This is a genomic window from Clostridium sp. CM037 (assembly GCF_055081095.1).
Map to the genome: position 1 here is coordinate 607,474 of NZ_CM143650.1, position 13,839 is coordinate 621,312.

At 31.4% G+C, this 13,839-nt stretch carries 12 protein-coding genes; all 12 read left to right on the forward strand.

What is annotated here, in order from left to right:
• Window positions 1-19 precede the first annotated feature (19 nt).
• The 12 genes from ACWJKP_RS03150 to rfbA all read left to right on the forward strand — a co-directional run bounded on the left by ACWJKP_RS03150 (window position 20) and on the right by rfbA (window position 13,816).
• Window positions 20-406, forward strand: coding sequence for a sigma factor (locus ACWJKP_RS03150; protein ID WP_165415020.1), 387 nt, complete (start codon window positions 20-22; stop codon window positions 404-406).
• Window positions 407-1,105: 699 nt separating this feature from the next.
• The gene (locus ACWJKP_RS03155) at window positions 1,106-2,911 is read left to right on the forward strand and encodes a reverse transcriptase domain-containing protein (RefSeq protein ID WP_462961405.1); all 1,806 of its coding nucleotides are present in this window, start codon (window positions 1,106-1,108) and stop codon (window positions 2,909-2,911) included.
• A gap of 235 nt (window positions 2,912-3,146) precedes the next feature.
• A complete protein-coding gene (locus ACWJKP_RS03160) occupies window positions 3,147-3,293 on the forward strand; it encodes a hypothetical protein (RefSeq protein ID WP_165412473.1) in 147 nt (48 codons plus the stop codon).
• 835 nt (window positions 3,294-4,128) lie between these two features.
• The gene (locus ACWJKP_RS03165) at window positions 4,129-5,466 is read left to right on the forward strand and encodes a hypothetical protein (protein ID WP_462961406.1); all 1,338 of its coding nucleotides are present in this window, start codon (window positions 4,129-4,131) and stop codon (window positions 5,464-5,466) included.
• 658 nt (window positions 5,467-6,124) lie between these two features.
• Window positions 6,125-6,796 (forward strand): sugar transferase, encoded by a 672-nt coding sequence (locus ACWJKP_RS03170; protein WP_165412475.1) that lies wholly within the window; start codon window positions 6,125-6,127, stop codon window positions 6,794-6,796.
• A 36-nt stretch (window positions 6,797-6,832) separates the two neighbouring features.
• The gene (locus tag ACWJKP_RS03175; RefSeq protein ID WP_462961407.1) at window positions 6,833-7,879 is read left to right on the forward strand and encodes a mannose-1-phosphate guanylyltransferase; all 1,047 of its coding nucleotides are present in this window, start codon (window positions 6,833-6,835) and stop codon (window positions 7,877-7,879) included.
• A 17-nt stretch (window positions 7,880-7,896) separates the two neighbouring features.
• The gene (gene rfbB / locus ACWJKP_RS03180) at window positions 7,897-8,949 is read left to right on the forward strand and encodes a dTDP-glucose 4,6-dehydratase (RefSeq protein ID WP_165412477.1); all 1,053 of its coding nucleotides are present in this window, start codon (window positions 7,897-7,899) and stop codon (window positions 8,947-8,949) included.
• An 83-nt stretch (window positions 8,950-9,032) separates the two neighbouring features.
• Complete coding sequence (gene rfbD, locus ACWJKP_RS03185; protein WP_165412478.1) at window positions 9,033-9,866, forward strand: dTDP-4-dehydrorhamnose reductase; 834 nt, start codon at window positions 9,033-9,035, stop codon at window positions 9,864-9,866.
• Window positions 9,867-9,914: 48 nt separating this feature from the next.
• Window positions 9,915-11,126: an O-antigen polysaccharide polymerase Wzy gene (locus ACWJKP_RS03190; protein ID WP_165412479.1), complete on the forward strand. Its 1,212-nt coding sequence runs from the start codon at window positions 9,915-9,917 to the stop codon at window positions 11,124-11,126.
• A gap of 161 nt (window positions 11,127-11,287) precedes the next feature.
• Window positions 11,288-11,953: a sugar transferase gene (locus ACWJKP_RS03195; protein WP_165412480.1), complete on the forward strand. Its 666-nt coding sequence runs from the start codon at window positions 11,288-11,290 to the stop codon at window positions 11,951-11,953.
• A 48-nt stretch (window positions 11,954-12,001) separates the two neighbouring features.
• Window positions 12,002-12,880: a glycosyltransferase family 2 protein gene (locus tag ACWJKP_RS03200; RefSeq protein WP_165412481.1), complete on the forward strand. Its 879-nt coding sequence runs from the start codon at window positions 12,002-12,004 to the stop codon at window positions 12,878-12,880.
• Window positions 12,881-12,910: 30 nt separating this feature from the next.
• Window positions 12,911-13,816: a glucose-1-phosphate thymidylyltransferase RfbA gene (gene rfbA / locus ACWJKP_RS03205; RefSeq protein WP_165412482.1), complete on the forward strand. Its 906-nt coding sequence runs from the start codon at window positions 12,911-12,913 to the stop codon at window positions 13,814-13,816.
• Window positions 13,817-13,839: the final 23 nt, after the last annotated feature.

The window sequence follows — 13,839 nt, forward strand, 5'->3', positions numbered from 1 at the left end:
AAAAGGCGGTGTTTTTATTATGGAAAAACTAGTTGAAAAGGCTAAAACTAAAGAGAGTGGAGCTACAGAAGCGATAATAGAAAAATTCAAATACCTCATATTCAAGGAAGCTTCAAGGTATCACATTCCAGGTTATGAACTAGAAGATTTAGTGCAGCATGGTTACCTTTCTGTTATAAAAGCCATAGACATGTATAAGCTAGGTAGCAACAGCTTTAACGGCTACTGCATAAATTCTATAAGAATGAACTTCAAAGCCCTTCTAAAAGGGCAGATAAAGCATTTTAGAGAAATTCCAAACAATGAAATGCTAGATTTTGATACTGCAGGACATTATGAATTTACATTAGAGGATGAAGTAATCGCCTATGGTGCGACCTTTTTAGTTAGCGAAAGCGCTGCGTAGTTGTGGTGATAAGCTTTCTAGGCTAGTAGAATAGTTGTCTAGGCAATGGTTACTATTAGTTAACTGATATTTCTGAGTCCAGCATAGGAGCCAATATATCCTATGGATACTGAGACTTACTAATACTCCTGCCAGCATTGCAGTAATGTAATGTTGCGAAGCATAGGTGAAGACGGAGACGCTGACTGTAAAGTTACACTTCGGGTACTGTTGCATATGAATATAATTTCCTTATAATTAAACTTCGTAACGATTAATGCCAATCCCTAGTTCAGATGGGAGGTTGAATTAATTCTTCTACTTCAATGTATTTCGTATGGTGCATATGGAGGATAGCCTTATGGTGGTTATAGATTAGGTGCGAAACCTAACCAGGTAAGAACTGAGAAGAACGGAGTATAGAGGAGTTCTAAGTGCAATATTTAAGGAGGAAGTATCGGTAAAGGTGATTGACCTAACGGATAAGGCTGAATAAGTCGAGGCTGTAATGTTCGAGGACTAGTTGCACCGAAAGGGTAAGCTAAGAAAGAATATGAATAGGTTAACAGAGGGGCCGTAGTACCGTTTGGATATCATATCAAGAAATATGGTAAAGGAAAGGGCCTTAGACGTTTTAGTATATAAAATTATTTTTGTAAATTCTAATTCGCCAAATTAGATGAAAGAGACTATTCGTACAGAAAGGAGGTGAAGCCTCCTATGAGTACAAACAATATTTATTATGTAGATATGAAAAAAAGGTTTGAAAATTTCCAAAACAATAAGATAGATATGCGTAAATTACATGAATTAGTTTGCTCGGAAGAGAATGTAATGTTAGCAGTGAAACAATTGGGAAAAAGCAGAGGCCGTATGACTAAGGGACCTGATGGTTCAAACTATGGAACTTTAACGGAGCGATGTTTTAGCGAATTATCGGCAATAGTTAAAGATAGATTATATACCAAGGAAATGGATTATGTAAAACGTGTATATATTCCCAAGGGTAATGGAAAGAAAAGACCAATCGGAATTTGTAGTGTGTGGGATAAACTAGTTGAGAAGTGTATACAGTTAGTTTTAGAGCCTTATTGCGAAACTAAATTTGTTCCTAGTTCATTTGGATTTAGAGAACAAGTATCTACTCATAATGCGATAGCTAAAGTTAAAAACCAGTGTACAACAATGCCTTATATATTATCAGTTGATATGGAAGACTATTTTGGAACATTGGATGCTGATGTAATGTATAGGGAGTTATGGAGTATTGGTATTAAAGATAAAGTAATATTGAATTATATATATCGCTTCATTAAAAAAGGATACTTTGAAAAAGGGTGTAAGATTTATGACCCAAAAGGATGTCCGCAAGGCAGTATTTTAGGTCCTTTACTATCTAATATATATTTGCATAGATTTGATGTTTGGTTGAGAGACCAAGGAGATGATTGGCATAAAAAGGATGATAGTAGTCTTGTTAATACAAGCAATAAGCGTAGAAATATAAGAAGGACTAATTTAAAAATTGGTATTCATGTTCGATATGCTGATGATATTCTTATTTTATGCGAAAGTAAGGACCATGCTGAAAAGTTTAAGTATAGTGTGAGTAAACACTTAACTAAAAACTTAAAACTGAAGATTAATGAAGCCAAAACAAAAATATATGATTTGAATAAGGAAAAAATGAAATATCTAGGATATAACTTTAGTTTAAGGAAAGTAAAAAATAAATATAATAAAGCTAGAAATAGGGAATGTATAAATGATATTCCAGAAAATAAAGCTGATATAATTGTTGATGAGTGTAGAAAGAAATTGAATGCAATTAAGAAATCACCCAAATATGAAAATATAATGAATTGGAATATTTACGTAATAGGTTTGCATAATTATTTTAGAGGAATGAACAGATTTAATTTAGATTTTGGAAAATTAGGTTGGCGAATTTACAAGAGATTTTATAATACAATGGAGGGTAAAACTACGTATACAACTAATCAAGAAATTAAAAATAACTTTATGAATGGAAAATATAGTAGTTGGGGTAAAACTGGATACTATATGCATGAAAAGAGTAAAACACCAATAGTAAAATTAGATTGGGCTAGTTGGGATAGTACAGTAACTCATGCAGGTAGAGGTAAAGTGAATAGACCTAATCCTTATGATTATGGAGAGAAGATAAATCATAAACCTGGTGTTTCGCTAGTAGACATAAAATATCTAGTGGAAAGTGCGAAATGTTCTAAAGAAAGCAGTAAATACTGTGAGTTTAGAATAAGCAAATATAGTAGTTGCAGTGGTAAAAGTTATTTGTCGGGTAATTTTGTGCCTGTTGAAGAATATCATTGTCATCATAAAACACCGCGTAGTAAAAACGGGAAGGATACGTTTGATAACTTGTGCGTGTTAAGTGTAGAAGAACATAGAGTGCTACATGGTAAAACACCAGAAAAACTATTAACGATGACTAATAAAAAATTCCATAGAAGAGTTAAAGATTTGATTGATTTAGTAGCTTAGAAATAAGCAATGTAAATATGTTTAAATTTCATAGAAACGTTGGAAAGCTGTATGCGATGAAAGTCGCCCGTACAGTTTGGGAGAGGGGAAAAAGCCGAGGTATAAATATCGGAGCTTTACCTATTCTCATATGAAGTGAGAAAATTATATGCAGCTCTCGAAACGCTTGAGCCACTAGAGCGAAAAATGCTAGAGAGATATTATATTTTGGGAGATTCAATAGGAGAAATAGCCTGTGATAGTGATAAGAGCTACCATCAATTTGCAAGAACTAAGAAAAAAGCATTACAAAAACTCAAAGCACTTATGTAGCTCTAGAGGAGATGATTTAACTGGCACGAAAGATGCTAAGATAGTTACTACTGATACCAGGATAGTTTAAGTAGCCTAGAAAAATAGACTTAGTGGGTAAATACTTATCTGCTGGATCTATTTTTCTAAGCAAACAAAGAGAATGTATGAAATGTTGATGAAGAAATTAAAAATATTACTTGTAAAATTGAAAAATCTAGGTTAAGCTGGGGACCTTAAAATTTCTCTAACTTCTCTAGCTACTAAATCAATCCATATACTATATTTTGCATCCCCTCTAGTAGGGTGATACGATACCCAATTTTTTGATATCATTCTATCCTTTTGCCTGTGATATGCAAACAAACTTTTAGCATGGGAAGGCTTCTTCCATTGCGATGTAATATCATCAAACCCATTTATTACACAATATTCGCTAAGTAATTTTCCGCCCTGTTTTATAGAAATTTTTTTTAAAATAGCCCATTAAATAACATTTTATAATCCCCCCATTTGTACTCCATTTGAAATATGATAAAACAAACCTATTTAGAGTGGGTGGGTTACACGTTCTAGGAGCCCAAATACAGAATGTACTCCCTCGTTTACCCTAAATAATTATAATGTACCTATTCTATAGAGATGGTATCAATACCTCCTAATATAAAAAAATAGCGGGCTTTATTTTCCGATAGATTTCGACAGAAATTAAAAAACCTACCTAAACCAAATAGGTAAGGTAGGTTGTCCAACATGATGAGGAACAAATGAAAAACAGATTAGGTAATAGAAGTGATAACACTGGAGTGTTTGTCGATATTTGCAATGCGAAAATTAAAGGATTACGACAAGTACTAGGGAAATAGATTAAATTGATATATTAATAAGGGGTAATTTTATATAACAAATTTAGGGGGACATGATTAGTGAAGCGGAGAACTAGAACTGAAATGAGAAAAAAAAGGAAAATGAGAACGAGAATAGTAGTAATAACGGCATTAACAGCGGTGGTAGGGTTAAGTACTAGTGCGTGGGCAATTGCAAGTAAAGCGAAAGAGCCAGTTAAAAGCGAGGTTCCTCTTTCAAGCCAAAAGAAAGTAAGGGAAGTAACGCTTACAGCATCAGTTGCTAATCCAACGAGTACAAAGGCAACAATTAGTAAGAAACAGTTGATATCTAAAGAGAAAATCGATGAACTAGTAATTGAAAAGGCTAAAAAGGAAAAATTAGCAAAGCAAGCGGAGGTGCTAGCAAAGCAAGCAGAGGAGCAAGAAGAGGTTGCTAGACTGGAAAAAATATCAGTAGATAAAGCGGAAAAAGGAGAAGCAGATAAAGCAAAAGCTAGAAAATTGGCGCAAGTATCTGCAAATAAAGCTAAACAAGAAGAAATTGATAGGATAGCCGCTGAGAGAGCAGATGCGCCTAAACAGGCTAGAATAGCAGAAAATTACAAAATAGCGAAAGCATCATTTGACAAAGCAGAAGAAGTAAAGGCTGCTAATTTAGCTAAAACAGAGTTAGACAAGCTTGCTAAGGTAGAGGCAGATAGAATAGCTAAAGTTAAAACTGATAGCATAGCCAAAGTAGAAACCGATAGGATAGCCAAAGTAAAGACAGATGAAATAGCTAAAAAAGCAGAAGGTAATATAACTAAAGGAGATAGTACAACTAAAGAAAAAGCGGATAAGATTGCTAAAATAGAGGCGGATAGAATAGCTAAAATAGAAGTAGACAGATTAAATAAAATAGAAGCAGACAGGTTGGCTAAAAAAGAAGCAGCAAGACTTGCTAAAATAGAAGCGGATAGAATTGCGGCAGAGAAAGGAACAAATCAAACAGCGCTTGAAGCTAGGATTGCAAACTATTTAAACTCTTCAACTAATGTCACTAATGTACTAAACAGGGCAGTGGCATTACATGGTGGAAATACTTCAAATAATTGCGTTTATTTCTCAAGCGAGGTAATGAGAAGAATGGGAGTACATGTTCCATTAGGAACATGTAACACAAGACAGTATTTAAGTTACCTAAATGCAAATGGATGGGAGTCTAATTGGAATATTAAAAAGCTTACACCAGGAAGTATTTGTTTTACAACTAATGATGGCGGAGGATATCCAACACATACATTTGTATTTATGGGATGGGCTAATAGTAATTATACTTTGGCATATGTTGCAGACAACCAGGGTAGCGAGGTTCATGTACGAGATATGCGTGCAACTTATTCCACAGATAAGTTTGCCTACTTTATGCATAATTAATGAAATAATTTGAATAAATAAAAGAGGAAAGAATAATTATTCTTTCCTCTTTTATTTGATTTTTAACTGAAAATTATAAATCTATATAAGAGTTCTAAGTAACAATCCACAGAAGTCCTGGCATGATTTTTCTTTATAATAAGTGTTCTCAAAATTTTTCTACATCTAATACAGTTGCCACGCATAGGATGATTTAATGGCTCTTATACAAGAGCCATTATAGTATTTAGTGCAAAAGGTAAGAAAAAAGGATATAATAAGGGGGTGATATAGGTCGGTTATAATGTAAAAGGGGTTAGTGCAACTTAGTAATAAAAAATGATGTAAATACCATTTAATTTGGTATATAATAAAAAAAGGGAACATTTTGTAAATATTATGATATACTAAATTATGCATTCGAATAAATTAAAATGTATTAAATTGTATTAAAATGTATATTGAGAAAATTAGTTAATCACACAAAAGAAGTTAGAAAAAATAAGCATATTCCACTACATATAAGCAAAAAAATCAAAAGAAATGTCATATTGAGTCGATAAATTCAAAATGATAGAACTTTGTAGAAATTAGTAAATAGAAATTTTGGATATTGTTATAAATTGATGATGCGGTATAGTATAGAATTTTGTATACTATAATAGGGGGGGAAATACAAATGGAAGAATTGGAAACAAATTTGAGAGAGACGCAGGTAAAGATTGCTAATGAATATGAGAAAAATGCAGGATATTTTATAATAAAAAGAATAACTGATGTTATAGGTGCTTTATGTGGAATTTTATTACTGAGTCCAGTGATGATTGTTGTTGCTATTTGGATTAAGTTAGATTCAAAGGGGCCTGTTTTTTTTGGACATAAAAGATTAGGTATGAATGGCGAATTTATAAAAGTTTATAAATTTAGAACTATGCTACCCAATGCTGAAGAATTACTTAAGAAATTAACACCAGAACAAGAAATAGAATTTGAGAAAAGTTTTAAACTTGAAAATGACCCAAGAATAACTAAACTTGGGCAATTCCTAAGGAAATCAAGCTTAGATGAGTTACCTCAATTATTAAATATTTTAAAAGGTAATATGTCTATCGTTGGACCTAGACCTATAGTAGAAAGAGAAATTGATAACTATGGAATATATGGGGACAAACTATTAAGTGTAAAGCCCGGTCTTACAGGTAATTGGCAAGCAAGTGGTAGAAGTGATACAACATATGACGAAAGAGTACAACTCGATATGAATTATATAGATTATAGGAGTGTCTGGATGGATTTGAAGATCATTTTTAAGACATTTGGAGTTGTGGTTAGTAAACAAGGGGCCAGATAAAGATAAAAAATATTAGACTAAGAAGGGGATAAAGAAATGTTATGTGCACTTATAATGGCTGGGGGTAAAGGAACAAGATTTTGGCCGTTATCCACAGAGGAAAAGCCGAAACAATTCTTAAAACTCTTAGGTGAAGATACAATGCTTCAAATGACCGTTAATAGGTTAGAAAAACTTGTTCCAATAGAAAGAGTATTTATAGTAACGGGTAAATGCTATGTAGACCTTGTAAAGGAACAATTACCAAAATTACCTTTGAGTAATATAATCATAGAGCCTGTAGGAAAAAATACAGCTCCATGTATAGCGTTATCAGCCTTTCATATAAATAAAATATATGAAGATGCAACTATAGCAGTTCTTCCATCTGATCATTTGATAAAGGATGAAGATAAATTCTTAGAGATGTTAAGTGCAGGGGATGAATTTGTTTCAAAAAATGAGCAATCAATAGTAACTATAGGTTTGAGACCAGATAGACCAGAAACAGGTTATGGATACATAAATTTTGGTGATATAAATTGCACAATAAATAGCTATGAAGTTAGAAGTGTTAATAGATTTGTAGAAAAACCTAATTTAGAAAAAGCTAAAGAGTATTTAGAAGATGGGCATTTTCTTTGGAATGGTGGAATGTTCATATGGAAAGCTGCTAATATACTTAGGCTTATAAGTCTTCATTTAGAAAATACTTTTGATGTGCTTAGTGAAATTGCGGCTACTAGTGAAGAAAATTATGAAAGAGTTTTAGAAGAAAAGTACAATGAAGTAGATAGTGTATCTGTAGATTATGCAATCATGGAGAAAGCCGATGAGATATATGTTATTCCAGGGGAATTTGGATGGGATGATGTAGGGAGTTGGAGCGCTATTGAAAGGTATCAACGTAAAGACGAGTTTAATAATGTGTGTTTAGGCAATGTGAAGAATATTGAGGCTAATAATAATATAGTGGTTAGTAGTAATAAACCCATCGTATTAGTTGGAATTGATAATATATTTGTAGTTGAAAGTGATGATATGATATTTATAGGAAAAAGAGAAGAAATGGAAACTATTAGAGAATTAAAAATGAAGATTTAGTAAGGAGAATAAATAATATGAAAACTTATTTAGTAACAGGCGGAGCAGGATTTATAGGAGCAAATTTTGTACATTACATGTTAAATAAATATTCAGATATAAAAATTATAAATTTAGACAAATTAACTTATGCAGGAAATCTAGAGAATTTAAAAGACATAGAAAAAAATAAAAACTATACTTTTGTTCAAGGAGATATATGTGACAAAGGGTTAGTAGAAAAATTATTTGCAGAAAATGATATTGATTATGTTGTAAATTTTGCAGCAGAATCACATGTAGATAGAAGTATAAGAGAGCCAGAGATATTTGTTAAGACTAATGTTTTAGGTACAGTTAATCTTTTAAATGTAGCTAAAAATGCTTGGGAAGTACAAGGTGGCTTTAAAGAAGGCAAAAAGTTCCTGCAAGTATCTACAGATGAAGTATATGGATCACTAGGTGAAACAGGATTTTTCCTTGAAACTACACCATTAGACCCACATAGCCCTTATTCTTCAAGTAAAACAGGTTCAGATTTAATGGTCAAAGCGTACTTTGATACATATAAAATGCCCGTAAATACAACTAGATGTTCAAACAATTATGGACCATACCAATTCCCAGAAAAATTAATACCATTGTTAATAAACAATTGTTTAAGTCATAAAAATCTACCAGTGTACGGTGATGGAATGAATATAAGAGATTGGTTATACGTTGAAGATCATTGCAAAGCTATAGATATGGTTATAAACGGTGGCAGGATAGGCGAAGTTTATAATGTAGGTGGACATAACGAAAGAACTAATATGCAAATAGTTAAAACTGTTATAAGTTATTTAAATGAAAATGTAGATAGTGAAATAACAGAAAAACTAATAAGTTATGTTGAAGATAGAAAAGGTCATGACATGCGATATGGAATAGATCCAACTAAGATAAAAGATGAACTTGGTTGGTATCCAGAAACTACATTTGAAGTAGGAATAAAGAAGACAATAAAATGGAATTTAGACAATAAACAGTGGATGGATAATATTACTACAGGTGAGTATCAAAATTATTACAACAATATGTATGAGAAATAATTAATAAATATAATACTCTTAGGGATTGTACTCTGAGAGTTTTATTTATAAAAAATAACGAGATATAAAGAGGAGAATGAATTATGAAGATATTAATTACAGGAGCTAATGGTCAGCTAGGTCGCGAACTCGCTAATCAATACAAAGAGAAAAAAGGCATTGATTTAATACTTACTGATGTATCAGATTTGGATATAGCAAATATAAACGAAGTATATAGTTTTGTAAATGAAAATAAACCAGATGTAATTATTAACTGTGCTGCACTTACGGCTGTTGATAAGTGTGAGACTGAAATAGATATGGCATATAAGATAAATACAATAGGACCTAAAAACTTAGCAACAGCTGCAAATAAAATTGGAGCAGAAATTGTTCAAGTATCAACAGACTATGTTTTTGCTGGTGATATTAACAAATCACTAACAGAGTTTGATTGTGTAAATCCACAAACTATTTATGGCAAGACTAAGCTTGAGGGAGAAATATTAGTCAAGAATCTTAACCCTAAGCACTATATAGTTAGAACTGCATGGCTTTACGGAGACGGAAATAATTTTGTAAAGACTATGATTAATTTAAGTAAAACTAATAAGACACTAAAAGTAGTTAATGACCAAAAAGGAACACCTACAAGTACAGTTGATTTAGCTAGAGTTATAATAAAACTAGTAGAAGATAAGAATTATGGACTTTTCCATTGTACATGTAAAGGTGAATGCACATGGTATGAATTCACTAAAGAAATATTTAGAATTAAAGGTATTGCTACAGAAGTTTTGCCTTGCACAACTGATGAATTTCCAAGACCAGCAAAAAGACCTGAATATTCAGTGCTCAGGAATTATATGCTTGAATTAACTACTGGTGATATAACTAGGACTTGGAAGGAAGCAATTAAGGAATATTTAAAATAAATTAGTAACTAAAATAAAAGTGCATAATGCAAGTAAGGGAAGGTAAACATGATTATAATATTTTTAATATCTATCATATTTTTGATTTTCATAGCTAAAATAAAGAAAATCCCCATTGTTTCTGTATACTGGTTTTATATTTTATTTTCTTTTTTATATAATGGAGTAACGTATTTTAATATAGTACATAATAAAGAATTTTACTTTTCATTGGATAATAATATAAATTTGCTAAATAACCAATTATTAATAGCGGCATTGTGTAATGTAGTTTTCGCATTAGTCTTTTTTGAATTTTATAAACAAATTGAATATAAAGATGAAAATAAAAACGTAATTAATACGAAGAAAAAAAATATATTTATCGCCATTTACATAATTGTTTTTTTTATCGCGTTATATTTTACAAGGAAATACGGATGGAATCAGGTATCACATAATTTCATAAAAGAAAATGCCACTGCGTATAGTCTTACCGCATATTTGAAGTATGTTTTTATATCAATGTATCTATTCTATTTGTATAAATACGGAGTTAATAAAACATTAGTACTATTGCTTGTTTTGCAAGTGGTTATTATGTATTTTGATGGTGCTAGGACTACATTTTTCTCTATAGCAGTTAGTACTATTTGTATTTATAATCTGAAATTTAGTGAAAAAAGATTAAAAACTTTATTAATAGGAATAATATCTCTTTTTCTAATAGTTTCCGCAAGGTCCATAATTATGAAAGGAACATTTAAGGAGAATTTTGCTGGTTCTATTAACATAGAAGCTCAAGTAGGATCTTATATGGTAAGACAATCTTTACATATTGAGGATTCGAATCCAAGTTATACATATGGAAAAACTTATATCGTAGACCCTGTTATATATTTCATAGACCCTATTACTAGACCTTTCTTGAAAAAACCATTAAGAAGCTATCTATATTTTGATAAGTGGCAAAAAGATAATTCTATATATCTTTCCGAAGCTTATGCTCCAATGGGTGGATTTTATTATATTGCAGAAGCAGTAACAACATTTCCTTACGTAGGCGCAGAAATTATAACATTTATTTATGCAATGTTGTGCGTCTATATGGAAAACAATAAAAACAAACGAAGAGGACAATATATTTTATATTTAGCATTAGCTCCATTATTTATAAAATCTACCTTCAGTAATTTTTTTACTATAAGTTGTGTAATGATTATATTATTTTATGTTTGGAATTTTATTGATAACAAATTCATACAAAAAAACGCTTTTTAATAATATTTTTTTAAAGTATTTTATAAAAATGTATAAAAATGTTTGAAATTTGATTTTAAAAATGATAAAATATGGTTGATTGTTAATAGTTAGTACATAATTGGTATGTAATAGTTTAAAGACAGCTAAAGTTTTTAAATTAGTTAAGGGGTGGGAAGTAAATGGAAGAATTAAACATAGACAATATTGAAATATCTTCAAATAATATAATAACAGAAAGACCAATATATAAAGGCCTAAAAAGGTGCTTTGATTTTATTAGTTCATTAATTGCTATTATAGTATTTTCACCATTGTTTTTAGTCCTTGGAATTGTAGTTAAGCTAGATTCACCAGGACCAGTGTTTTTTGGACACATAAGACTGGGAGAAAATGGAAAGAAGATAAAAGTGTACAAGTTTAGGACTATGGTAATTAATGCAGAAGAAATATTAAAAAATATGTCGGCGGATATGAAACAAGAATTTGAGGAAAATTTCAAGTTTGATAATGACACTAGAATAACAAAATTGGGTAGATTCTTAAGAAAGTCAAGCTTAGACGAGCTTCCACAGCTTTTAAATATTTTAATTGGAAATATGTCTGTAGTTGGGCCTAGACCTATTGTAGAAAAAGAAATCAGAAAATATGGAATTTATGGAGAAAAGCTATTAACAATTAAGCCAGGATTAACTGGGAATTGGCAAGCAGGTGGTAGAAGTGATACTACCTACGAAGAAAGAGTCCAGTTAGATATGGGATACATAGATGAAAGAAGTTTTTTGATGGATATAAAAATTATTTTAAAAACTGTTTTTGTAGTATTTAAAAAAGAAGGGGCAATATAAAGTTTTATTGTCTCATTAAAATATCAAAAGATAAATGAGGGACAGCGTATGGATTTGTCAATAGTTATAGTAAGTTATAATACGGTAGATTTATTAAGGGATTGTTTAAGTTCCGTAATTCAGAATACTGAAAACATAGAATATGAAATATGGGTAGTAGACAACCAATCAAAAGATGGCAGCTCGGACATGGTAGAAAGTGAATTTCCACAAGTAAAGCTCATACGTAACAGCATTAATGGCGGCTTTTCACAGGCTAATAATTTAGCCATAAGACAATGCAGGTCGAGCAAGTATGTTTTAATTTTAAATCCTGATACTATTGTACCAAAAGGTACATTAGTTGAATGCGTTGATTTTATGGAAAAGGATAAAGAGATTGGATGCCTTGGATGTAAAGTAGTAAAAGTTAATGGCACTTTAGATAAAGCATGCAAAAGAGGATTCCCGTCTCCATGGAACTCTTTATGCTATCTTATGAAGATAGACAAGCTATTTCCAAATAATAAAAGATTTGGAGGATATAATGCTACATTTATACATGAGGATGAAGAAAGCGAAATTGATTCTTTAGTTGGAGCGTTTATGATGCTACGCAGGGAAGCCATTGAGCAGGTTGGGCTTCTTGATGAAACCTTTTTTATGTATGGAGAGGACATTGATTGGTGTTATAGAATAAAACAAGCAGGGTGGAAAAACTATTATCATCCTAAGGTAAGAATAGTTCATTATAAAGGTGAAAGCAGTAAGAAGCAAAGCACAAGAATGATAGGTGAATTTCACAAATCAATGTTTATATTCTATAATAAACATTATAAAAATAAATACAATGCAATCGTCAATTTACTAACATATTTGGGTATCTACTCAAAATGGGGATTAAGTTTAACAATGAATGCTACTAAAAAGGAAAAAAAGGTTTTCTAGGATTATAATTAAAATTTAGGAGGAACAAAGATGAAAGGAATAATATTAGCTGGAGGATCTGGAACTAGGCTTTATCCTATAACTAAAGCTGTGTCTAAACAGATATTACCTATATATGACAAACCAATGATATATTACCCATTATCAGTGTTAATGCTAACAGGAATTAAGGATATATTAATTATATCAACACCAAGAGATACAAGTACTTTTGAAATTTTACTTGGGGATGGAAGTCAATTAGGACTTAATATACAATATGCAGTGCAAGAAGAACCAAAAGGACTTGCTGATGCATTTATAATTGGAGAAGAATTTATAGGTGATGATAGAGTTGCATTAGTACTTGGCGATAATATTTTTCATGGATATGGATTTAGTGAAAGATTAGAAAAAGCTGCATCAAGAGAAGTAGGTGCAACTATATTCGGATACCATGTTAGTAATCCAATAGAATTTGGTGTAGTAGAATTCGATGAAGATAACAATGTAGTATCTATAGAAGAGAAACCTAAAAATCCAAAATCAAATTATGCAGTTCCAGGACTGTATTTTTATGATAATGATGTAGTGGTAATAGCGAAAAATGTTAAACCATCTGCTAGAGGCGAAATAGAAATTACTGCGGTAAATAATGAATATCTAAGACGTGGCAAACTAAAGGTTGAGCTATTTGGACGTGGAATGGCATGGCTTGATACTGGAACTCATAGAGGACTACTTGAAGCTTCTAATTTTGTTGAGGCTATTCAAACAAGGCAAGGGCTGTATGTTGCTTGTTTAGAAGAAATTGCTTATAGAAAAGGATTTATAGATAGACAGCAATTGATAAAGCTCGCAGAACCGTTATTTAAAGTGGAATATGGAAAATATCTATTAAATATAGCTGATGAATATAAGGACGTGTATAAAGAAGCAGCAGCTTCAATAGAATAAAAAATTAATAAGAAAGTATAGGT